The sequence below is a fragment of the Rothia sp. HMSC072B03 genome, from assembly GCF_001809565.1.
Taxonomy (GTDB): Bacteria; Actinomycetota; Actinomycetes; order Actinomycetales; family Micrococcaceae; genus Rothia; species Rothia mucilaginosa_A.
Map to the genome: position 1 here is coordinate 343,429 of NZ_KV797970.1, position 23,750 is coordinate 367,178.

The 23,750-nt window shown below is 62.5% G+C and carries 17 protein-coding genes; 10 read left to right on the plus strand and 7 right to left on the minus strand.

The features are described from left to right. Nucleotides 1–568: 568 nt before the first annotated feature. The 10 genes from HMPREF2630_RS08010 to HMPREF2630_RS08055 all read left to right on the plus strand — a co-directional run bounded on the left by HMPREF2630_RS08010 (nt 569) and on the right by HMPREF2630_RS08055 (nt 15,334). A complete protein-coding gene (locus HMPREF2630_RS08010) occupies nt 569–1,168 on the plus strand; it encodes a DUF6318 family protein (protein WP_049342832.1) in 600 nt (199 codons plus the stop codon). Between the two features lie 2 nt (nt 1,169–1,170). After that, nucleotides 1,171–2,049: a DUF6318 family protein gene (locus HMPREF2630_RS08015; RefSeq protein ID WP_049342831.1), complete on the plus strand. Its 879-nt coding sequence runs from the start codon at nt 1,171–1,173 to the stop codon at nt 2,047–2,049. Nucleotides 2,050–2,119: 70 nt separating this feature from the next. Then, nucleotides 2,120–2,716, plus strand: coding sequence for a G-protein coupled receptor family protein (locus HMPREF2630_RS08020; protein ID WP_049334134.1), 597 nt, complete (start codon nt 2,120–2,122; stop codon nt 2,714–2,716). A gap of 243 nt (nt 2,717–2,959) precedes the next feature. Beyond that, nucleotides 2,960–3,736: a triose-phosphate isomerase gene (gene tpiA, locus HMPREF2630_RS08025; protein WP_049334135.1), complete on the plus strand. Its 777-nt coding sequence runs from the start codon at nt 2,960–2,962 to the stop codon at nt 3,734–3,736. Between the two features lie 272 nt (nt 3,737–4,008). Further along, a complete protein-coding gene (locus HMPREF2630_RS08030) occupies nt 4,009–4,473 on the plus strand; it encodes a hypothetical protein (protein WP_049342829.1) in 465 nt (154 codons plus the stop codon). Between the two features lie 108 nt (nt 4,474–4,581). After that, a complete protein-coding gene (gene secG / locus HMPREF2630_RS08035) occupies nt 4,582–4,839 on the plus strand; it encodes a preprotein translocase subunit SecG (protein ID WP_012903590.1) in 258 nt (85 codons plus the stop codon). A gap of 191 nt (nt 4,840–5,030) precedes the next feature. Beyond that, a complete protein-coding gene (locus HMPREF2630_RS08040) occupies nt 5,031–6,440 on the plus strand; it encodes an SWIM zinc finger family protein (RefSeq protein ID WP_070484338.1) in 1,410 nt (469 codons plus the stop codon). Between the two features lie 69 nt (nt 6,441–6,509). Beyond that, on the plus strand, nt 6,510–9,275 hold the full coding sequence (locus tag HMPREF2630_RS08045) for a DUF6493 family protein (RefSeq protein WP_070484341.1): 2,766 nt from the start codon (nt 6,510–6,512) through the stop codon (nt 9,273–9,275). A gap of 78 nt (nt 9,276–9,353) precedes the next feature. Next, the gene (locus HMPREF2630_RS08050) at nt 9,354–12,260 is read left to right on the plus strand and encodes an endonuclease (RefSeq protein ID WP_070484345.1); all 2,907 of its coding nucleotides are present in this window, start codon (nt 9,354–9,356) and stop codon (nt 12,258–12,260) included. Nucleotides 12,261–12,724: 464 nt separating this feature from the next. After that, nucleotides 12,725–15,334: a hypothetical protein gene (locus tag HMPREF2630_RS08055; protein ID WP_070484348.1), complete on the plus strand. Its 2,610-nt coding sequence runs from the start codon at nt 12,725–12,727 to the stop codon at nt 15,332–15,334. A 147-nt stretch (nt 15,335–15,481) separates the two neighbouring features. Here HMPREF2630_RS08055 and HMPREF2630_RS08060 read toward each other — a convergent pair whose 3' ends face one another. The 7 genes from HMPREF2630_RS08060 to tkt all read right to left on the minus strand — a co-directional run bounded on the left by HMPREF2630_RS08060 (nt 15,482) and on the right by tkt (nt 23,381). After that, nucleotides 15,482–15,826 (minus strand): type II toxin-antitoxin system HicB family antitoxin, encoded by a 345-nt coding sequence (locus HMPREF2630_RS08060; protein WP_049342824.1) that lies wholly within the window; start codon nt 15,824–15,826, stop codon nt 15,482–15,484. Beyond that, the gene (locus HMPREF2630_RS08995; protein ID WP_070593262.1) at nt 15,819–16,070 is read right to left on the minus strand and encodes a toxin HicA; all 252 of its coding nucleotides are present in this window, start codon (nt 16,068–16,070) and stop codon (nt 15,819–15,821) included. Before HMPREF2630_RS08995 ends, HMPREF2630_RS08060 begins: the two co-directional genes overlap by 8 nt. A gap of 119 nt (nt 16,071–16,189) precedes the next feature. Then, nucleotides 16,190–17,290, minus strand: coding sequence for a 6-phosphogluconolactonase (locus tag HMPREF2630_RS08065; protein WP_049342823.1), 1,101 nt, complete (start codon nt 17,288–17,290; stop codon nt 16,190–16,192). Then, nucleotides 17,283–18,269 (minus strand): glucose-6-phosphate dehydrogenase assembly protein OpcA, encoded by a 987-nt coding sequence (locus HMPREF2630_RS08070; protein ID WP_049342822.1) that lies wholly within the window; start codon nt 18,267–18,269, stop codon nt 17,283–17,285. The genes HMPREF2630_RS08065 and HMPREF2630_RS08070 overlap by 8 nt, the downstream gene beginning before the upstream one ends. Further along, entirely contained in the window at nt 18,266–19,813 is a 1,548-nt protein-coding gene (zwf, locus tag HMPREF2630_RS08075) for a glucose-6-phosphate dehydrogenase (protein WP_049342821.1), read from the minus strand. Before zwf ends, HMPREF2630_RS08070 begins: the two co-directional genes overlap by 4 nt. A gap of 215 nt (nt 19,814–20,028) precedes the next feature. Then, nucleotides 20,029–21,132, minus strand: coding sequence for a transaldolase (tal, locus tag HMPREF2630_RS08080; protein ID WP_049342820.1), 1,104 nt, complete (start codon nt 21,130–21,132; stop codon nt 20,029–20,031). Between the two features lie 146 nt (nt 21,133–21,278). Then, nucleotides 21,279–23,381: a transketolase gene (tkt, locus tag HMPREF2630_RS08085; protein ID WP_070484351.1), complete on the minus strand. Its 2,103-nt coding sequence runs from the start codon at nt 23,379–23,381 to the stop codon at nt 21,279–21,281. Nucleotides 23,382–23,750: the final 369 nt, after the last annotated feature.

Sequence of the window (23,750 nt, forward strand, 5' to 3'; positions counted from 1 at the left end):
GAAGGTGCCGTTCTGCTCGTCCCAGTATGCCTTGCTGGACTTTTGAGGTGGGCTCTTCGTGGTTGGTTGGGGGAGGTGGAATCCGTCTTGCTGAGTTCGTGTGCAGAGTGCGCGTGTGTTACCTTGAGGAGTGTGTGATTCTCACTGTCACCGAGAGGGAACACACATGCAACGAGTGTGAGCGAGGAAGCTCGTTCACCGTCACATCAACTTCAACTTCCGGAAGCTAAATACATGGTTACCTTTCAGGCTCATGCCGTTCCCGTACCTTTTAAAGATGAGAGCGCTGAGGCTCTCACGATGCGGCTCAAGCATCTAACTCAGGTACGTCAGATTTTTATTCGCTAAAGGTATTTATTCGTTTAATAATCTCATTTGTTATATGAATAATGAGTGTTTTTCTTGAGCTGATTCAGTGAATATTTTAACTCTTAACAATTGAATTATTTTTTGTGTAAACCCCCGGGATGCGGCAGGTGAGATTTTCAAGGGTGAAAATATGCAAAATAGATTCATGAATTCAAATTAGCGTTAGGTAATGAGAGATATATTTTAGGAAGGAGAGGAAATGACTGTCGACCCTGAGTGGACCAAAAAATTCTTCAACCAAGAAGACTATAGGGGAGAATACCATCTTGTCGATACGGACATGATCGGAATTTACACCCCGGCAAATCAGCAGCACCCTGCATATTCTGCGCCGCCGCCAGATTACAGCTATACGTTTACTAAATTTCTAACGTCCGCTGATTTGGAATTCTATAATATCTACTATTATCAATGCCAAAACTATATGCTTTTGGCATCCGATTCGCGACGCCTCGAATATGCAATGACCGCCGAAGAACTATTCTTCCCCGCCATTCAAGATATCTTTGACGACGGGAAAGGCTGGGTCATCACCCCCAACCAACAAATCCTGACCATGCATATCCTCGAAGCACAACCGCGCATCCATAATGAAGAACAAAAAATCTTCGACTGGAACGTCAAATTCGACATCCTCCCCGAAGCAAAAGTCTTCCGCAAGGACACCGGGCAGCTACAGCCCATCACCGAATTCGACACGCGCGGACTCCTCCGCGACGGAGCAATCCACGGCACCCTGCGCTCCCGTTTCCTCGACCCCGGCTGGGATATCCACTTCATCCCCGAAAAGGAGGCATAACCATGGAGCCCCAACGCAAGGAACAGGAGACGAACGGAATGCTGGGTTCCTCCCCGGAAGCCCAGCCGGTATCTTCTGGTCGGCTACTCGCTCATCAGCAGGAGTTGCGGAAGCCCCGTTTTTCTCGTCGTGCCCTCGCAGTAGCAGGCGTGGGTACTCTCGGCGCTCTTATCGTCGGTCGACAGACCGGTATCCTCGCCACCAACGAGGAAAAGCAAGAAGCACGCCTTTTCAAACGAGACAAGGTACTGGCTTCCCTCGAGCCGGCTGAGAAGTTTGATGAGCTTGTCAAACAGGGTGATTCAACTGGTCTGCTTGTCTACACCGCCTACGAGCGCAACGGCAGGTACATGCCTGCAACCGAAGAGCATGCAGCCCAGAACGTGCCGTACCCCGTTCTGCAGCCGGGAATGAATGAGTATAACCGCGGTGGTTTCTACATTTTTCAGGCGTACTTTTACGCAGCCCTGAACTATTTCTACTACACCGGAGATACCAAACCGCTCTCTGAAGTGATCAACCCCGAAGAGATCATTTCACCCGAGCTTCTTCGGCTCTACCGGGAAAACCGCGGCTGGCTTATTGCCAATCAGGATGTGTACCGCGTACAGGTCACGATTCCCGGTATCGGTAGACGCCAAAAGAACGGCCGCAATATCAGTGAATACCAGGCACGGCGACTTATTCGCGATGAGGCCGTCTTCTACGTGCCCCAAACGGGGGAGAAGCTACCCATCGATAAGTTCTTGAAGACCGGTGAGGAAGAGTACGCTTTCCTCTGCGCGGAACACCTGCGTGGCCGTTGGGTGCTCGTGGAAGACGATAAGGACGCCACGCCGCTATACCCTCCGGGATTCTCCCTCGAAGGGCTAGAGGTATAAGAATCCACCTTCTCGGTAGCCGCACGACATCACCAGTAACCACACCACACCAACCACAACAAGGAGACATATGGAACAGCCGCCCCAGAACCCCGGCGTACCCGCACAGGGGAGCGCCGTGCAGGGTAGCCCCTTGCCGGAGAATACTGCGCAGAGCAATGCTGTACAGGAAAATACCGTGCAGAACAATGCCGCAGAAAGCACCGCGGTAGAAGCCAGCGCAGTACCTACCGCAACCACCCTCCAGAGCCCCGGACGTGAGCCCGCCGTAGCTGGCGCCGCCTCCGCAGTTCCCAGCGAAACAGTAGCGACCCAGAACGCACCCGCAGAGCCTAAGCGTATGGGCCTGTACTCGCTCATCTGCCTTCCCATCGGTGGATTCATGGCCTACTTCATCGCAGGTTCTCCTTACCTCTGGATGTACTACGCCTATTGGGAATCTTCCTCGATAGCAACGGCTACTCTCATCATTTCGTTTGTTGTTTTGCTGTGCGTCTGCTTCACCTACTGTGCTCTTGCGGCGCTCATCGTTGAGAAGATCGCTACCCGAAAACTGCCCTGGAAGCGTTCCCTCGCCATAAGTGCGCGCGCTACCGCGCTTCTTGTGATTGTTCTGACGATTGTCTTCTTCTGCTACACGTCGTACCTTCTCCGAGGTGGCTACTAACACACCGTAGACAAACACCACCGGCAGAGTACCGGCAGGGTAGAGCCCCTAAGCTCCACCCTGCCGGTACTTCGTATCCGGGGTTCCACGCAATCAGCGAACGCGGGGTGAGAATAGTCAAGGCACAGCATAAAACCGCGCCGAACCAGTGAAAATATGCCGCCAACCCTCTAAAATGGGAAAGGAAAATTCCGAACAACAACCCCGCACGGCATACCGCGCGGGACAGCTAAGGAGCGAACTATGTCGCGTAAGCCCCTCATCGCAGGCAACTGGAAGATGAACCTCAACCACGCAGAGGCAGTCACCCTCGTCCAGAAGCTCGCATGGACCCTCGACGACGCAAACTTTGACTTCTCCGCAACCGAAGTTGCCGTCTTCCCGCCCTTCACCGACATCCGCTCCGTGCAGACCCTCGTCGAGGGCGACAAGCTGGACATCCTCTACGGCGGCCAGGACCTCTCCGTCCACGACTCCGGCGCATACACCGGCGAAATCTCCGGCGCATTCCTCTCCAAGCTCGGCGCAACCTTCGTGCTCGTCGGCCACTCCGAGCGCCGCACCTACCACCACGAAAGCGACGAGCTGTGCGCAGCAAAGGTCCAGGCAGCATACAAGCACGGCCTGACCCCCGTCCTCTGCGTCGGTGAGCCCCTCGAGGTCCGCGAGGCAGGCACCCACGTCGAGTACACCCTCGAGCAGCTGCGCGGCTCCATCGCTGGTCTGACCGCAGAGCAGGCAGAGACCCTGGTCGTCGCCTACGAGCCCGTCTGGGCCATCGGCACCGGCAAGGTCGCAACCGCAGAGGACGCTCAGGAAATGTCCGCAGCAATCCGCGCGGAAATCGCTAAGCTCTACTCCGCAGACGTTGCAGAGAAGGTTCGCGTTCTCTACGGCGGCTCCGTCAAGTCCTCCTCCGCACCCTCCATCATGGGTAAGGAAGACGTGGACGGCGTGCTCGTCGGCGGCGCATCCCTGCAGGCTGAAGAGTTCGCAGCCATCGCACGCTTCGACGCATAAAACCCCGACGCATCACGGCGTCTCATAGTGTTACGGCGCCCGGCCGGGTACTCACCCGGCCGGGCGCCGCGCCTTTTAACCGCGCTTCTTTACGGGTGCGTCTCCGTAAGTCTGTAAGCTTCGGTAGCAAAGTGGCGGGGAGTTGCGCTCAGGGGAGTCCCACTAACCGGCTATGCGCGGCCGGCGGGCAAGATGCCGGGGGTGTTCGCCCCTCGGCGCAAAACCCATCCGGAACGTGCCCGCCGCACGGTTCGCCCCGTACACTTAACGGCATGTTCAGCTTCGGATTCTCCCTCATCATCGCAGGCCTCATCGGCACGATGCTCTTCCTCTACATCCGCAACCGCAGGGTCAGCGCCCCGCGCCTGCCCGGCAATGACGGCGGCAACCTCGGCTACGCGGGCGGCGAAGAGTACAGGGAGCCCTCGCCCGAATACCAGTACTTCGAGAGCCGCCGAGACGAATTCCTTGATTGGCTCTACAGCCGCACCTCCTCTCCCGAAATTCCCGTGACCCTCACCCTGCGCGACTGGGTTGACCAGGGCTTCTACGCCGGAGGAGGCGCCTACTGGGCAGCCGCGCAGCAGTTCACCTACTACCTCATCGACGGCGGGTACGTGCGCGCCTACGACACTGAGGGCGATGAGCTCACCGCCCAGCGCGTGCTCACCGACCGGCCCGCGGCCCTGCAGCTGACCCCCAGCGAGTACCAGCGCCGCACTAACCGCGCCGCCTAAAAACCTAATCAACGTGACCGGACGGCGACGGTAGCGTATAGTTAAACCGTCTGTCTGCAATGCGAAAGCCGCAGACCCCGCCCGAAGAATGACTACAGGAAGGTCCCCATGGACGTCATCATGAACGTACTCATGGTCATCATCGCCATCACCAGCGTGATCGCAGTGATGCTTGTGCTGCTCAACCGCGGTCAGGGCGGCGGCCTCTCCGACATGTTCGGCGGCGGTATGACCAACTCCCTGAACTCCTCCGGTATGGCGTCCAAGAACCTGATCCGCCTGACCGTCACCGTGATCGTCATCTGGGTTATCGCAGTGGTCCTGTATGGCCTGGCCCTGCGCTTCAACGGCCAGATCGTCGTCTAGTCAGAGCCTCTCATTAGAGCCCACGCCCACCCCACCGAAGGTGAGCCAATTAGAGCTTCTCCCCGGCACTTCTCAACCGAGAATGTCGGGGATTTTTTATGCACCAAACGGCAATGACGAAAGTGGTAGCGGGACGCGAATCTTTACGGCATGATAGGACGTATACACCACATACGAAAGGCAAAGAAGCCATGAGCGCCTACACCCTCGACTACACGTACACCGCCCCGTCAGCCCTCATCGACGGCGCCGACTCCCGCGCGCTCAGCCTCGCCACCAGCGGCGGCAGCACCCCCGAAGGCGCCGCCTCCCACCCGTACTTCTTCTCCGGGTTCCTCGAACGAGCAGACGTCTACGCCACTGCACTATTGGTCGTCGCCCGGGTCGCCCGCACCCGCTTCTACGTGCCGCCCAGCTCCCTCGCCGGAGCCCTACGCGCCGCAGACCCCGTTGTCACCAGCACCGCCGAAGGCCTACGCTTCGAATCCTTCAGCGCCTGCTGCGGAGTGTATGCGCGCCTCGACGTTGACTCCAGCGCACTCGACGCCAGCCACAGCGCCGTAGGCGTCACCAACGTAGACGTCAACCCGCCCCTGCGCGCCGCGCTCGCCTCCCTGCGGGCGGGGGAGCCCATCCACTTGAACGTTGGCGACGACGGGCTGCTTACCACCACCCTTGACGGCTCCGTCATGGAAGAAAAAGTGCCGCTGCCCATCCGCTGGCTCAAGGGCTTTGCAGAAACGCAGATGCTCTCATCCCGCATGAGCCCCGTGCACAGCCTGGACGCTGCCGCCGCCCGAACCTTCATCCACTCCCTGCCGCGTAACTCCAGCACCAAGGCGGTCCTGTGGGCGACCCGTGCCGTGCGTTCCCTGCGGCTTGCCACCCGCGCCACCGCCGGATCTGTATGCGTGGCGGGCCCCGAGCGTCTGCGTGTGCTTGAGCCGCTCATCCGCCACATTCAGCGCCTGGACGCATACAGTGAGCCCGTGACCGCCGGTAACGCGCCCGTGCCCAGTGTGTGGGTGGCGCACCTGCCCGGCGCACGCCTGAGCATTGGTTTGAGCCCCGAAAAGTCACGCGGGTTCTCCGGTGAGGGATCCGTGCTGCAGGCGCTGTCTAACCCGAACACCGCCCAGAACGCTGACATGCTCAGCGTGTTGCTTTCCTTCGAGCCGCGCATTGACGTGCCCGTCATGTCTGCCCGCGCAGGCCTGGACGAGGCGGCAACCCGCGACGCCCTCGCCCTGCTGGCTTCCTCCGGTCAGGTTGGTTTTGACGCGCACGCTGGCGAGTATTTCCACCGCCCGCTGCCCGTGCATCCGGAGGCGCTGACCGCCATGCATCCGCGCCTGGTCGGCGCGAAGAAGCTTGCCGATTCCGGCGCTATTGAGCGGGTCGGGGCGGGGGAGCATGGCACCGGCGAGTACAGTGTGCGCAGCGGTGAGAACACGTACACCGTGGTGCTGCCCGCCGACCCGTACGCCGTGGAGGGGTACCTCTGCTCCTGCCCCTGGTGGTTGAAGTACCGCGGTACGCGTGGCCCCTGCAAGCACGCGCTGGCGGTCAGTATTCTCTACCGCGAACACGCCACCGGCTAGACACAGCACGCACCGCACTAAAAGACGACGCCCCAAAAGCTCGCCTCAGCTTCCTCCCGAAAGACCACCATGAGCAAACGCCCCGAAACGCACACCTTCCCCGAAGGTGTCATCACCGAGCCACTCCCCGGTGAAGTCATCCACCCGCTCCGCAGGCAACAGAAAACCTGGAGCGACATCATGCACTTCAACCGCAACCTCGCCAACATTCTGGCGGTCGGCGGCACCCTCGAGCAGATTTACCGCCGTTGGCAGTACTTCGACATCACCACCACCCCCTACGGCTCCCAGCTCGGTAAAAACACGCCCGGAACCGTCACCCAGGACCGCGTGAAAATCTACATTCAGACGGGCTGGTTCTCGGGCGCTGCCTCCATGCGGCTTGCCGAACTCTACGACGGCGCGGTCCTTGAGCACGACGAGGACTACTACACCGCCCTCATCAACTGTGAGTCCGACCTGATTCTTCCGCTGCTGCGCGAGGACGAACAGCTCCGCGAGGAGCTCATCTGGGGTATGCTTGCCGTCGAAGGCAACCGGGACATCTCCCTCACCCAGCGCGACTCCTACAAGCCTGGACAGAAGGACAACAACCCCGGCTGGTCCTGCGCCCTCATCGAAGCCACCGAAACCGGGCTGATCAGCCGCGACCGCCTCATTGACGCGCTCCTGAGCTCCCTCATGAGCGACTTCCCGGCGTACCGGGTCGGCTGGTTCTCACGCCTGGTCACCGGACTCAAACTCACCGCCGAAGAAATCGCGGCACGTCAGAGCGAATTTCTGACGCTTTTCTCCTCGCCCATCGGCCCGAGCGTAACCCTCGGCGTGCAGCATATTCACCGCCTCTGGACCAAAAACCCGCAGGCGCTGGACGCTGCCGCCTTCGCGTACGCGGCACCCGCCGTATGCGCCGGAACCAAAGCAAACGCGCTCAAAATCCTGATCATGCTCCAGACGCTGTACCGGGCTGGTACCCTCGACGCTGCAGCCTGCGAAGACGCGGTAGTCATGGCACTCAGCCACGCCCACGCGCAGGTGCAGGCTACCGCCCTCAAACACCTCGAAGAATGGGTGCAGGCGGGCGCCGCAGACAACGCGAGCGCCGACGTTATCGTGTTTGCCGAGCGTGCCCGTGAACTCTACCGCGACTACCGATCCCAGCTGGATCCGCTCGTTGTGGCGCAGATTCAGGGTTCGCCGCTCCTCGAAGATGGGTACAGCCCGGAGAATAGCCGGGGGAGCGGCGAGGACAGCGCCGCCCTCACTGAAGCTGCTGACATTGAGGCCGCCGCCGCGGAGGCGCTCGCCGCCTCCCGCACCGCAATCCACCGGTACTGGGACACCCCCGTGCGCCCCGTTACCGCATCCGACGTGCAAGAACGCGCCCGCGCGCTCCTGCACCATCAGGTCGCGCCCAGCGCTACCCCCGATACGCTCAATGAAGCGGAACTTCCCGAAACGCACGCCGGATGCGAGCTAGAACTGGAACTGCTCACCGCCTACCTGCTCAGCGCCGACGGCGTCGCGCAGAGCCCCAAACTGCTCGAACAGCTGGTTCCTATCTGCCTGAAAAAGCTGAACCACTGGGGTTTGGAATGGTTCGACATGCGCGCGCACATGACGGTTCTTGCCGCCGCCGGGAAGCTGCGTGAGCGCCCGAAGGCGTCGGAGATGACCCCGAAGGAAGATCCCGGTACGGTGCCGAACCTGCACACCATGTACTCCCGCCACGCCACGTTCTTCAGCACCGGATTCAAGGATTCCCTCGGCGTGCTGCAAAGCAGGCAGAGCTACACCCCGCTCGCCACCCCTGAGCTGTTCGGCGGGTGGGTGCATCCGGATACCCTGGTGCGTCGGTACGCCAAGAACCTGGCTGACGGAGCCCCCATCCTGCGCCAGGATTTCACGGCGGTGCTACTGCGTGTGCGTGTGCCGGAGGTGTTGCCTCCATACGCTACCGATGAGCAGCGGCAGGATGCACAGAGCCGCCGTGTCGAGGCGCTGACCCTGCTCGAAAGCCTCGAAGAGCAATACGTGAAGAACGCTCAGGAGAACGCTCCGCGCTCTGCTCCTACCCAGATTCGTGTGCTCCGCTCCGCCCTTGACGGCACCCTCGCCACCGGGCGCATCAACCCCTACCTGGAATCCATCACGGTATCCCAGAGGGAAAAAAGCTGGGGCCTTCAGCTGAACGGGGTGGCGCACGGCGCTTCCACCCCCGAGCTGAACGCTTTCCGCGGCCTCGCCACCGCCCACCACGACGAAGAAGGACAGTACGCCCTGCTCTACCCCTCGCGGGCAGAACCGCTGGCGTACTACTGCGCTAGCAGCAACTGGTACATCTTGGATCACAGCGCTTTCGACCGGAGCCTGTATTTGGCCTTGGCGGCGCACCCCGGCGTGTGGGGTCCCGCCTGCGCGTTCGTGTTTGCCGCGGGCTTCTCGGAGCAACGCGTCGAGATTCGTTCCCTCGCCGTGGAAATCATGCACCGCGTGCTGGACGACCAGCTCAGCCTTGAGGATGCCACCGCAGGCTTCGTGAACTTTGTGCCGCTGGCGATGCTGAACCGTTGGGCGCTCGCCCTGACCGACTTCGCCCAGCTGGATGCGCGGGCGGCGGTGCGCTTCTTCGCGCGCCTCATACCGCACCTGGATACCGGGGCGAACTCGCTCGGTAAGCTGCTGGGCGCCTTCAGCCAGGCGTTGGCGACTCTCGACCCTGCCACCCGTGCGGAGCTCGTGGATGAGCCGCTGCGTGCCTGGTTGGGTACGCTGACCGGTTCTTCGCAGAAGGCGCGGTACGCCCGGAATATCCTCAAGCAGGTGCAGGGCTAACCGCTCAACCGGCTCCCATTCGACACTTCCGTTCAACTCTTCACAACCATTCACTATCAACTCTGAAAGCAGGTACCGATGACTGATACCGCCCAGCCGCACAACCCTAACAAGCACAGCGCAGGTGAGCGCACCCTTGAAGAGCGCCGTGCCGCCCTCAAAGCCCTCATGGCGGCAGAATCAACTGACGTGCAGGAATACCACGCCGTCATCACCGGCGCCACCGAGGAGGAACGCGCATCCCTCGCCCGAACCCTCACCCCCAAGAGCGTCATCGGTAGCGACCACATTAACCGCACCCCGCTTGCCGCCTACGTTGCCGGGGCGCTCGTGCGCACCCCCGACGGAGACCCGTGGGAATACCACCGTTCCGCCGGCCGCGCCATGCGCACCCTGCTCTGGGAGGGGCGCCCGGATCAGCAGCTGATTGACGCGTTCCTGCTCGGCGCCACCGAACGCCCCGACGAGTGGATTCTGCGTTTCATTGAGGGCCTCCCAAACTCTTGGGCGCGCTCGAAGAAAATTTGGGAAACCTGCTACATGCTGCTTCGTGCCCGTAACCTGAGCTGCGATGCCCCCGAATACCTGGTCCTTTTCTTCCACGAGGCCCTGCCCTGCGTGAAGAAGGACAGCGCGAGCAACCACGCCCAGCTCAAAACCTTCTTCACCCGTGACATGACCCTGCTCGACCAGGAGTTCTGGGCGGTCTTCCGCACCGAGGGGGTGCTCTTCAAGGGGTACGGCAACTACATGGGCGAAAGCGCGGAACTGTGCCGCCTCATGGGCGAATACTTCGACATTCGCGACGAGATTCTGGACGCCCTGCTGCGCGGCCTGACCAGCGATTTCAGTGCCTTCAACTCGGCAGCGTTCCACTCCGTCTACACCGATCTGCAGCCCACCGATGAGGAGAACCGGGCACGCTTCGGGCAGCTTATGGCTGTCCTCACCGCCGAACCGAGCGCATCGGTTGGTTTCGCCCAGACCATGCTGCAGAACGTGCTCAAAGCCTGCGCACCCGCCGCCCTGCAGAAGAACGAAAACGCAGAGCTGGTACCGCTCGAACAGGTCGAGCTGGAACAGCTCATTGACGCACTCGGCGCGAACCTCTACCGCACCGAGAAGAAGATTCAGCGCGGTGCCCTGCGCCTGCTCAAGCTCATCGCCACCCAGTACGCCGGCGTGAGCAAAGCCAAGCGCAAGAAGGCGCAAACCCCCGAGCAGCTGGCGCTCGCCAACTACGTTGCTGAGCGCATCCTTGAAGCCTACGAGGTGCTACCCCTGGAACTGCGCGGCGCTGCGGAAGCCTGCCTGCCCGAAGAGCGTCTGCCCCAGGCGGAAGAAGCGGAGGTGGCAGGCGCCTCCGTAGAGGTACCGCCGGTGCTATTGCCCGGTACCCCGCACCATGAGCCGTTCACCCCCATCGCGGATCTGGGCGAGTTCTGTACCCTGCTGACCGAGGAATCGAACACCACCTCCGCCCGTGTGGCGGGGGAGAAGAGCCCCCGCGCTACTGGTGAGAACCTGGTGCGTCTTTACCACTTTGCAGCAACTGGGCAGCTGGCACCGGTGGATCAGCAGCAGCTTCGTACCCTGCGCAAGATTGCCAGCGAATATTACTACAACAATGTCGCGTGTATGCCTGCGCTCTGCGCCGTGTTGGAAGCTAACGCTGAGGCTGCCGGGTACGAGTCCTGGGAAACCCCGGAACTGACCCCGATTCTGCAGCGTTTTGAGCGTACTGAACTGATACTACGTTCTGAGAAACAGAACACGTTTTTTTCTAAGGAGGAGGGCGTGCGTGTGGTTGTGCAGAGCAAGTACCACCTTTACCATCAACATTACGAGCCGTTGAAGGGTTACCGCGACCTCTACGAGATTTTCCGGGAACAGATGCGTGCCGTCGCCGCCGGGGGAGAGTACCATACGGAAGGTCGTACGGTGCGTCTGCTGACCGCCCCGCTGCCCAGCCGTCAGCTTACCTATAGCGACTGGACTTACCGCATTGTTTCTGCCCTGGATATTCCTTGGTTCGGTTACCATTCCTACCTGAATGATGAACTCGTTACGAAGTATCGGGAAGCCAGTAGGGCAGGCCGCCTCCGTGAGGAAGGTTTCGATCCGGATAGCTTCGATGCCACCGACTTTGTCCGTTATGAGCCTATGTGGCAGGTCGAGAGCGATATCGTGGATACCGTGGATGAGGCGCGCGAGGCGCTGAGCCACGCAACCGCTAGCATGAGCCCCGAGGATGCCATCGCCTACGAGGTGCTGAACACCGCGTTTATTCCTTTCGCGTTCATGCCGAATACAGGTGAAGCGTACGGCTGGCAGGGCGACTTCCGGATGACACTGGCCGAGTGGGCGTCCTGGCTGCTTCAGAACAACCCGGACCTGCTCTCGGCATACTTCCTGTTCACCGCTTCACAGTGCATAAATGCCCCAGACATCGCCTATGTTCCTATCCTCATGCGCGCGCTGAGGGAGTCCACCGTGCAGGTAGGCGCCCCGACCTGCACCCTGCTCGGTTATGTGGCGAGCGCGAAGAATCCTGAGTACCGTCTGGCGGCGGCAGAGGCCATTGCGGCACTCTTTGAGGCGGGCCTGCTGGATACAGGAACCTTCGCGGAGACCCTAAAGTGGGCTCTGGAGGACGGGATGGTTCTTCCGAACCGCCTGGTGGCGACCCTGCGTGAGGTTTCGGCTATTAGTCCGCTGGCGGGTTGGCGTGTGTTGCAGGTTCTGCGCCTGCTGTTGCCGATGGTCGGTGAGCTGACGAAGGGCGGCGACTATGTGCGCTTGGCGGTGGAGCTTGCCGAACTGTACGGCACGCCGGTTGAGATTCCCGCGGTCCTGGAGCCGAAGATGAAGGGCTCCACGGTGCTGGCGAAGAGCCTGCGTGCCCTGGCCGCGGTGACCCCGCGCGTGACGGAGGAGGCGCTTGCCGCCCGCGAGGCAGCGCTCGCGCTATTGGGTGAGTCCTAGCCCGAAAAACCTACCTGCCGGTGAGGCTACTTGCCCCTTAGCTAGAGCCTCACCGGCGGGTAGAAACCCCCGAGCATGCTTTGGTGACGAAACGGCTTGACCACCGTCGCGGGGCGGGAGTACTCTATAAGCAATGGCGGATCATGAAGAGTCCTACTTTCTGAAATATCTTTTTCTTATATTTGTCGGATTCTTCGCTTCCCGCCATTTTTCTTTTAACCCCCGTTCCCGCGCGGCCGGCAGGATAAGCGACCGACAGATAAGCGGCTGATGGACAAGCACGCGGCGGATAAGCGCCGCCCCGGCTCCGCGATACGTAACGGTCGGCTGCTCCCCGCGAATATTTACCCCGCAGGTCACCGATGACCAAACCCAGCGACACCCCGCGCCCACGCCGCTACGATAAGAACATAGACACACCACCGACGGTGACAGTCGGGTGAGACCAACGGAAAGGACGACCCGTGACCACTCCCTACGACGCATCCCCCTACCTGCAGGAATCACCCTACCTCAACGAATCCGCCTACCTTCAGGGTGAAGCCCCCGAGGGTCTCAGCCCCCTCGTGCGCCTCATCCTGATGCGCCGCTACGGCGTGTACGTCTTCACCGACCTGTACGACCCCTCCTACCGCTCGAACTACTCGAGCATTAATGAGCGGCACCAGGCCGGCGTATTCGACACCGACCTGGGGCGAGTGTCCGCCCTGAGCAATTGCGGCCTGACCCTCAGCGAGGAATCCCTCGCCCAGGCGCTGAAGGTCAGCGCCAACGAATTTGCCCTGTTCGCAACCATCTGGTCCTACGAATACGGGTACCGTCCCGGCCGCGTGTTCCGCCGCGACTTTGATTTGCGCGCCCTGGCGCTCCCCGAAGAGCAGCGCTACACCGAGCAGATCATGCACTACCTCTCCAACCCGTACTACAACCCGGACGGCACCGAGCGCATCGTTGGCGGCCTGCCCGAAAACTACGTGCCCTACGAGTGGCAGCAGCCGATGAGCCGCGCCAACTTCACGAGCATGGAACGCAACCGCCGACCCCTGCAGATGGTCAGCGGCGTGCAGAACGCCCTGATTATGGCGGGTGCACTCTACCGGCAGCTACTCGGTCAGCAGCAGGCGTACAACCAGACCGACCAGCGCGACCTTGTGGCGCTGCGCCGTTTCCTTGCCCAGCATGACGCGCTGCCGACTGCCCGACCGGAGAACACCAGCCGCGAAAACCGCGTGTTCATCGCCGCCTGCCTGCACCCCGAAGACGCTGAGCACCTGCGCACCATGAAGGAGGCGCTCGCCCTCGCCGCTGCATACTCGCGCCTGCGTTTCAACGGCAGGGTGGGGGACCTGAGCCTGAGCATCGCGCCGCGCCTGAAGCTGCGCCGCAGCGAACGCACCCGCATCGCTCACCTGCTCAACCGGGTGCTGGAAGCTGACCCGGTTGGCGCTCGCTACGACAGCGCGCCCGGCGCCGAAATGTACAAGCGTCTCGTCAAGGCGATTCACCCCGGCGACTACCCGTCACTGACCGCGCTGAGCCGCTGGGCTGACGACCTGTACCGCGGTGAGGTGTACAGCTTCGAATCACTGGTGGACCGCGCCTATGCAACCCGGGATGCGCAGAACGTGGCACGTCTGCTCTCCACGCGCCCGGGCGTGTTCGCGCGCCAGCTGGTGCGCGCCCTGACTGCGTTTGAGGTGCCGCGCTACGGCATCGACACCGCACCGAGCCCCGGCCAGCAGGTCATCTTTGACGCGTTCGCCGCCGTGGCGCCGCGTGTGTCCGCGCCCATCCTGGTGCAGATTCGCAATCTGGTGACCCTGCAGCGTAACGCGCTCGCGAATCCGCCGAAGGAACGCCCCGCCAACCCTGTGGCGGTGCAGGAGGACCGGGAGCTCGCTGACTACGCGCGCCGCAACCCGGAGGGCGTCGCGAGGGTTCAGAACATCATACAGAACGCGGGTATCCCGAATCCGCTGGGTTCGTTCTTTGGGGATAATTCCGGCCCGGAGAACCCGATGCGTTCTATCCCGGTCGGTTCCGAACCTGCCGCGAGCCAGCGTGAGGAGCGCCGCGCGGCTTCCGCTCGGAAGGCTGAGCCTGCCGCGCCGCGGCGCATGAACCTGTCCAAGACCGGTATCGCCACCATGATTCCGGCGCGCGAGTACAGCCCGGCGGTGCTGGACCTGCTGGAACGCCTGGTTGAGATTGGTCTGTCCGGCCGCCTTGCCGAGACCAGCATCTACCTGCCCGACGAGGTGGGGGACATGGTCATGCCGCTGAACACCCGCAGCGCCCGCCCCTCCCTGGACGGTATGGGCCGCTACAACACCTCGACGGTGCACCTGCCGCCCACCGGCGTGATCCGCCTCTTCTGCTTCTGGGATGAGGGCGTGGACATTGACCTGTCGCTGATGATGTTCGACGCCGAAGGCAACTACATGGACAAGATCAGCTACTGGTCGCAGACCGTGAAGAACAGCCAGGGCGCCATTTACGCGCACCACTCCGGCGACATTACCGACGGTACCGGCGGCGCCTGGGAGTACATCGACATTGAGGCGCGCAAGGCGCTCAAGGCGGAGGTGTGCTATCTCGTGCCGGTGGTGCAGCTGTACTCCGGCTTCGGGGAGGCGCACACCCTGGACGCGGTGAACGACCTGCAGGCGGGCTTCATGCTGGTGCCCGCCGTGGGCGTGGGTGAGGTGCACGAGGTGAGCCAGGTGCACACCAAGTTCGCCCTGCGTGCTGAGAGCCGCGGCGTTTTGCCGTTTATCATGGACCTGCAGAACCGCGACCCGTACGACATCCCGGAGGAGACCGACGCCATCGTGAAGGTGACGGACATCGGTCTTGCCCGCGGCATTAACGTGTTGCAGTCCGGCGCGAATATCACCGCTGTGCGTGAGCACTTCGACTGGGCACAGCCCATGACGGTGCGCGAGTACCTGCGTCTGACCGGCGCGAAGCTCGCCCCGACCGCAGAGGAGGCGCAGCAGGTGCTGGAGGCGACGGTTCCCTCGCTGGCGGCACTGTACGTGGGCTTCGAGGGGGAGGAATCTTCGGAGGAGTAAGAGCCGCAGAATCCTACCGCCTCTGAGCAGTAAGCGGGCGTAGCAAGAGTGGAGCCCCGGATAGTCGAAACTATCCGGGGCTCCACTCTTTTGTCATGTCATAACATTTTGAAATCTTCGTTGGATGATGAAGATGTACTGGCTTACTTAGGCGACTGCTTCGAGCTGTTGGCTCACATACTGGTTCAGGCTCTGGTGAGAAAGCGCTGCCTGCTGAACCAGACGACGATGCAATTGCGGTGAAACACGCAAGTTGAATCGTCCTGAGAAGGAACGCAGAGAGAACGGTTCGGGTGCCTCGCGGCCGTCTTCTTCAAGAATTTCGAGGGTGTCGGCGACGACTTCTCGGATACCTTCGAATGCCTCGGTAGAGGTTGGGGCCAGGTATGAGAGGCTGGGAAATTCGGCGACGGTTCCGACAAATTCCTGGTCGTCTTCAGACCACTCGACGCGGTAGGTGTAGAGCTCTTGGCGGGGGAGAGCGTTAGTCATCGTTATTCTCCAGTTTTCGAATGGCAGTTAGAACCTGCTTGACTTGGTATTTCTTTGCTTTACCGGAGTTTCCCTGTTGAATGTTGACAATAGGGTCACCATGCCAGGGGGTGCTGTAGTAGTGGTGAGATCCGCGGATACGCGGCGCTCCAAAGAAATGGGTGCATACCTTTTGAAGTTGAGTGAAAGTAACGTTTTGAGGGCTGGCGGCCATCTTCGCGACTAAATCTTCAATACTCGGCATACTTCATGGTACCACTTCTAGTACCATTCGGGGTGGTTTAAAACCATAGAGAAAAGCCCCGGATAGTCGAAACTATCCGGGGCTCCACCCTTTATCCAATGCAGTTCAGAACCAGAACCTTACGGGCGGTTCTCGGGAGCCAGCGACTCCTCAGTTGCAAAAATCAGGGTCTGCTTCTTACCGCGCGCACCCACCGCCGGGGTCTCCAGCAGCAGCTCCGCGTTCAGGTCCTCAGCGTCCAGCTTCGCGCCAGCCAGCAGGCGGCTGGTCGCATCCTGCTTATCCTCACCGGTGATGAGGAAGAAGACGTTGCGGGAGTTATTGATAATCGGCAGGGTCACCGACACGCGCTCAGCCGGGGGCTTCGGCGAGTCAGAAACCATCACGGTCACAGCCTTACCGCCCTCAACCGGGTCCTCCGGCAGGCCGGTACCCAGCAGAACCTGCTTGCGGCCCGGGAACAGGGAAGCGATGTGGCCGTCCGGGCCCATGCCCAGCAGGGTGATGTCGAAGACCGGTGCGGGCCACTGGCCACCGCCACCACCGCAGCAACCACCGCCGCCGCATCCGCAACCACCGGCGGACTCGGCAGCCTCAGCGGCAGCGTCAAAGTCTTCGAGAGTGGTCTCTTCGAGGGACTGCTCGGGTGCGGAAGAACCGCAACCGCCGCCACCACAACCACAGCCGCCGGAGCCGCCGTGTTCGTGACCTGCGCCGCCACCGTGACCGCCAGCCAGCGGCAGCTCGGTTGCGCCCTCGGGCATCTGCACGCTCACAGCCGGTGCAGAACCGGCGTAATCACGCATCTCAAAGGCGTAGTGCTCAGCTGCAGCTTCCAGGCCGGTGAAAATATCGGACGGACCCATGCGGTGCACATTGCCCACAACCAGGCCGTGCGACAGCAGGGGAGCGAGCAGCGCCTCAATAGCCTGACCGTCATTACGTTCGGGGCTACGCTCGGGCACGAAACGCTCATCGGAGAACCAGAAATGCACGCGGGACCAGTCGATATCCTTCACGCGCTCGTTCTCAGCCCACGCCTTCAGGGTGGCGATACCCATCGTGCCGCCAGTCAGCGAAATGTGGGCAATCGTGCGCTCAGAGAGCACATGCTCAATGATGTCGAGGATGCGGGTCACCGCGTCCGCTGCGAGAGCGTCGCGGGTCGGGTGCGCCACCAGGACGGGGGTGGAGGAACCCATGTTCTGGATCTTAGGCATCGAAAACCTCCGGGTATTCTTCGAGGTCCAGCGTGTCTTCAGGCTGGCAGGTGTCATCGACGAGGGTGACGGTGCGCAGCGCCTGCTTCAGCACGTCACCGTAGGTGTCGTCCGGGTCGAGGCGGCGCAGCTCCTCAGAGATGCACTCCGCCAGGGTGCGTACCGGCAGGGCAATCTGCTGATCGGGCGCGTACGGGGTGGAAATGGTCGCCACGGACACGCCGGGGCGGAACATGGTCACCGAGCCGTCCTCGCGCTCAATGCTGACACGGTACAGGCCGCGGTTTGCTGCGCCGATGGTGGCCAGGTGCACGGGTGCTTCAAGCTTCCAACCGAGCCAGGTACCGAGCAGCACCACGGACGGAGACTTGCCCGAACCCCACACAACCACGCGGCGCACGGGGGAGGCGGGCATCTGCTCCAGGAGCGCGGCCAGCTGGGTACGCCACAGGGTGAGGCGGGTCCAGGCCAGGTCGGTGTCGCCGGCGCGGTACACCTCGGCCAGGTGAGTCAGGGTGGCCTTCGGGTCCGCCGCACGCGCAGAATCGGTGATGCGACGCTGCGCGATACGACCGATGGAGTGCTGTGCCGGGTTCTCGGGCACCGAGTGCGGCCACCAGACCACGATGGGGGAGTCCGGCAGCAGCAGACCGGAGATGAGCGCCTCGGTCGGGCGGGATGCGCTACCCCAGCCGCGCAGAACAATCATCTCGGATGCGCCGGTGTCGCCGCCGAGGTGGATTTCGGCATCCAGCTGGTCGGGGTCGAGCGGGTCGTGCGAGATGTGCACGATGATGCGGCTCGGGTGTTCGTGGGAGGCGCGAATCGCCGCGCGCATTGCTTCGCGGGAGTGGCCCTTTTCCGCGAGAACAACGAGGGTGAGAACTCGTCCGCTGCTGAGGCTACCGTTGGCGGCAGTCAGGTGGCTCAGTTCCTTGTTGATGGCGGAAACGGTGGTGTTATGCAGGTGCGAAATCACGGGCGCCTCCAAGCGCGGTTGTTACGCTCAAGCATCTCGTGTGCTGAACGCGGACCCCACGAACCGGACTCGTAGGGTTCAGGCTTAATGCGGTTTTCTTCCCAGTACTCTTCGAAGGGGTCGAGGATCTTCCAGGAGAGCTCAACTTCTTCGTGGCGGGGGAACAGCGGCGGCTCGCCGAGCAGAACGTCCAGGATGAGACGCTCGTAGGCTTCGGGGGACTCTTCGGTGAAGGAGTGGCCGTAGCCGAAGTCCATGTTCACGTCGCGGATTTCCATCTGGGTGCCGGGAACCTTCGCGGAGAAGCGAATGGTCATGCCCTCGTCGGGCTGCACGCGAATCACGATGGCGTTCTGACCGACATGCGCGTTCTCGATTTCACCAAAGAGCGAGCGTGCGGGCTTCTTGAAAATCACGGCAATCTCGGTGACTCGACGGCCCAGACGCTTGCCGGCGCGCAGGTAGAAGGGGGTGCCTTCCCAGCGGCGGTTGGCGATGGAGAGCTTCAGCGCTGCGAAGGTTTCGGTGCGGGAGTCGGCGGGAATGTCCTTCTCGTCGAAGAAGCCGTTGACGTGCTCGCCGCCCTGGTAGCCTGCGGAGTACTGTCCGACCGCGAAAGAGTTCGGCAGGTCGTCGATGCGCACGGCCTCGAGGACCTTCGCCTTTTCGGCGCGCAGGTGCTTGGCGTCCAGGCTGAGGGGCTCTTCCATGGCGGTGAGGGCGAGCAGCTGCAGCAGGTGGTTCTGGATGACGTCGCGGGCCGCGCCCACGCCGTCGTAGTAGCCTGCGCGGGAGCCGATGCCGATGTCCTCGGCCATGGTGATCTGCACGTGGTCCACGTAGTGGGAGTTCCAGAGCGGCTCGAACATCTGGTTGGAGAAACGCATCGCCAGGATGTTCTGAACGGTTTCCTTACCCAGGTAGTGGTCGATGCGGAACACGGCGTCAGGCGGGAAGACCGCCTCCACGATGGAGTTCAGCTCGCGCGCGCTCTTCAGATCGTGGCCGAAGGGCTTCTCGATGACCACGCGGCGCCAACCGTCGACGGGGTTGACGGTGTCGTCGTCGCGCGATGCCAGGCCGTGCTCGGCCAGCTTGGTGAGGACCTGCTCGAAGGCCTTCGGGGGGATGGAGAGGTAGAAGGCGTGGTTGCCGTGTGCGCCACGCTCGTCGAGCTCGGCGAGGGTGCTCTTGAGTTTCTCGAAGGCGGCGTCGTCATCAAAGGCGCCCTCGACGAATCGCATACCCTGCTGGAACTGGTTCCAAACGTCCTCGCGGAAGGGGGTGCGGGCGTTTGCCTCAACGGACTCACGCACGTAGTTGCGGAAGTCGTCGTCGCTCCAGGGGCGGCGGCCAAAGCCGACCAGGCCGAAGCTCGGCGGGAGCAAACCGCGGTTCATGAGGTCATACACTGCCGGAAGCAGCTTCTTGCGGGCCAGGTCGCCGGTCACGCCGAAGAAGACGAGCGCGGACGGCCCCGCAATGCGGGTGATGCGGCGGTCGCGAGGGTCCCGCAGGGGGTTCGCTTCATGACCGAAAGTCACAATATATTCCTTTGATTGCCTTGGTTGGTTCGTGCGGCGCGCGGTTCGTACCATATCGCGCGGAGGCGATGCCGCATCGTGGAAGGTGTGTACCCAGTATTGTACCGTTTTGGGTTCGTCAGCTGGGGGCCGCCCTAATCCGTCGGGTCCCACGGCGGAACCCGGCGGATTAGGGGAGTGCATCCGGCCGCCTCACGAAGGAGACGACCAACGTCTTAGCGAGCGTTGTCGAGTGCCTCGCGGACGGTCTGTAGCAGCTCTTCCCAGGAGACATCGAACTTGGACAGGCCCTCGGTCTCGAGCTTCTCGACGACCTCGGTGTAGGAGATGCCGCGCTCGGCGATGGCGTCCAGAACCTTGTTCGACTCGGAGTAGTTCGGAACGATGGTGTTGCCGGTGATCTCGCCGTGGTCGGCAACGGCGTTCAGGGTTGCCTCGGGCATAGTGTTCACGGTGTTCGGTGCCACCAGGCCGGTCACGTAGAGGGTATCGGGCAGCGAGGGGTCCTTCACGCCGGTGGAGGCCCACAGCGGACGCTGCACGTTCGCGCCGTGTGCCTGCAGGCGAGCCCAACGCTCGGTGGAGAACATTTCCTCGAAGACCTCGTAGGCGAGGCGTGCGTTGGCCAGACCGGCCTTGCCCTTGAGCTCAAGGGCGTCGCCGCCGATAGCCTCCAGGCGGCCGTCAACCTCGGTGTCCACGCGGGAGACGAAGAAGGATGCGACCGAGTGGATGGTGGACAGGTCTTTGCCGTTCTCCAGCGCCTGCTCCAGGCCGAGCATGTAGGCGTTGATGACCTCGCGGTAGCGGGTCAGGGAGAAAATCAGGGTCACGTTCACGCTGATGCCTGCAGCCAGGGTCTCTGCGATGGGGCGCAGACCTTCCTTGGTTGCGGGGATCTTAATCATGACGTTTTCGCGGCCCACGCGCTCGTAGAGCTCACGCGCCATCTTCGCGGTGCCCTCGGCGTCGCGTGCCAGGCGGGGGTCAACCTCGATGGAGACACGACCGTCAAAACCGTTGGTGGACTTGTAGATGGGGGCGAACACGTCGCAGGCGTTGCGCACGTCGTCGCAGGTTGCCGCGAAGACGGCTTCCTCGACGTCGGCACCGGCGGCGGCCAGCTCACGCATCTGCTCGGCGTATGCGGCACCCTTGGAGAGCGCGCCCGCGAAGATGGTGGGGTTGGTGGTCACACCGACCACGTTGTGGGTCTTGATGAGCTCAGCGAGGTTGCCGCTGGTCAGGCGCTCGCGGGAGAGGTCGTCAAGCCAGATGGAGACACCGGCGTCGGAAAGCTTCTGAGTGGACTCAGACATGGATAAAACCTTCGATTCTTGAATGAGGAAATGAAAAAGTATTGGAGGGACGCGATAGCGGGCCCGGGCGCCCCTCGTAGCGGGGCGCCCGGATCATTCGCGTCGAGCCTGCCGGAACCGTTGCGTTCCGAGGGCACGAGTATCGCTTACTTGGCGGCGGCGATGGATGCCTTAGCGGCCTCCACGACGGCCTCGGCGGTGATACCAAATTCGCGGTACAGGGTCTTCGCGTCGGCGGAAGCACCGAAGTGCTCGATGGACACGGCGCGGCCAGCGGTGCCGAGCAGGTCGTACCAGCTCATGGCCAGACCGGCCTCGACGGAGACGCGGGCTGCAACCGAGGAGGGCAGGACCGACTCGCGGTACTCTGCGTCCTGCTCAGCGAACCACTCGCGCGAAGGCATGGAAACCACGCGAGCCGCGATGCCCTGCTCGGCGAGGGTTGCGCGAGCCTGGACGGCCAGCTCAACCTCGGAGCCGGTGGCAATCAGGATGACGTCCGGGGTGCCCTCGGTGTCAGCCATGATGTAGCCGCCGCGTGCGGTGCCCTCTGCGGAGGCGAACTTCTCGCCCTCGGCGTCGGGGTGTACATCCTCGCGAGCCCAGACGGGCAGGTTCTGGCGGGAGAGCACGATACCTGCGGGGCGATCGGACTTCTCCAGGATGGTGCGCCATGCGACGGCGGTCTCGTTGGCGTCCGCGGGGCGAACCACGTCGAAGCCGGGGATGGCGCGTAGGGAGGAGAGGTGCTCGATGGGCTGGTGGGTCGGGCCATCCTCGCCCACGCCGATGGAGTCGTGGGTCCACACGTACAGCGAGGGAACGCCCATCAGAGCCGAGAGGCGAACCGCCGGGCGCTGGTAGTCGGAGAACACGAAGAAGGTGCCCGAGAACGCGCGGGTCGGCGAGGAGAGCACGATGCCGTTGACGATCGCTGCGGCGGCCTGCTCGCGAATACCGAAGTGCAGCACGCGACCGTAGGGGTTGCCGGTCCAGTCTTCGGTGCTACGCGATACCGGGTTGAAGGAATCCGCACCCTTGATGGTGGTCAGGTTCGAACCGGCCAGGTCGGCGGAGCCGCCCCACAGCTCGGGGAAGGTCTCGGCGATAGCGTTAATGACGGTGCCGGATGCCGCGCGGGTTGCCACGGAGGTGCCGGCCTCGAACACGGGGAAGGCGGCCTTGTAGTCGGCGGGCAGCTCGCCCGCGACCAGGCGGTTGTACAGTGCGGCGCGCTCGGGATTGGCCTTGGCCCAGGCCTCGAACTTCTCGTCCCAGGCCTTGTGGGCGGCGGCACCGCGCTCGCGCAGCTGACGGGTGTGCTCGAGCACGTTCTCCTCGATGAAGAAGCTCTTGGCGGGGTCGAAGCCGAGTACCTCCTTGGTGGCGGCAACTTCCTCGGCACCGAGCTTGGAGCCGTGCACTGCGCCGGTGTTCTGCTTGTGCGGTGCGGGGTAGCCGATGATGGTGCGCAGCTCGATGAACGAGGGCTTGTCCGTGACAGCCTTGGCGCGCTCAATAGCGGCGTACAGTTCGGCGACGTCCTCGACGTACTCGCCGGTGCGGGTCCAATCCACGCGCTGAACGTCCCAACCGTAGGACTCGTAGCGCTTGGCCACGTCCTCGGTGAAGGCGACGTCGGTGTCTTCCTCAATGGAGATGTGGTTGCGGTCCCAGACGACAATCAGGTTGCCGAGCTCCTGGTGGCCCGCAAGCGCGCTGGCTTCGGCGGTCACGCCCTCCTGCACGTCACCCTCGGAGGCGATGACGTAGACGTGGTGGTCGAAGGGGGAGGTGCCCGGGGCAGCCTCAGGGTCGAACATGCCGCGCATACGACGCTGTGCGTAGGCGAAACCAACGGCGGAGGCCAGGCCCTGGCCGAGCGGACCGGTGGTGATTTCAACACCCTTGGTGTGCTTGTACTCGGGGTGGCCGGGGGTGAGGGCACCCCAGGTGCGCAGCTCCTCTAGGTCCTTCATCTCGAGGCCGTAGCCGCCGAGGAACAGCTGGGTGTACAGGGTCAGGGAGGTGTGGCCGGGGGAGAGGATGAAGCGGTCGCGGCCTTCCCAGCGGTCGTCGGCCGGGTCCTGGTTCATGACCTTCTGGAACAGCAGGTAGGCGACCGGGGCCAGGCTCATCGCGGTGCCGGGGTGGCCGGAGCCGACCTTCTCCACGGCGTCGGCGGCAAGGATGCGGGCGGTGTCAACGGCTCGCTGATCGGTTTCTGTCCACTGGAGGTTTTCTGCCACGTGGGTGTCCTTTCGCAAGGGTGAGTGGATGCGCCAGCGGCTAGGTGCTGACGCCCTGTCCATGGGGCGTAACGGTACCCCGGGGGTGTTTATTCCGCGCGGTGCGTTCCGGCGGGTGCCCCGGAGGCTGGTTGCGTCCTTTTCGTTTAACAAGGATAGTTCACTCCGCCGCACTATCTGATGTGAGGGTGTGTACATTCACAGGGTGGAACGCCGCCCGCCCGAGAGCGCCGGGTGAGCGCACCGTTGAGGCGGTGCCGAATCGGCGCGGAATCGGTGCGGCGCGGGCTTCCTTCAGCTATAAGAGATTTTGAGGGGTGGTAAAGCTCATGTTAAGGTTGAGCGGGAAGGTTGCGGACCGAGACAGTG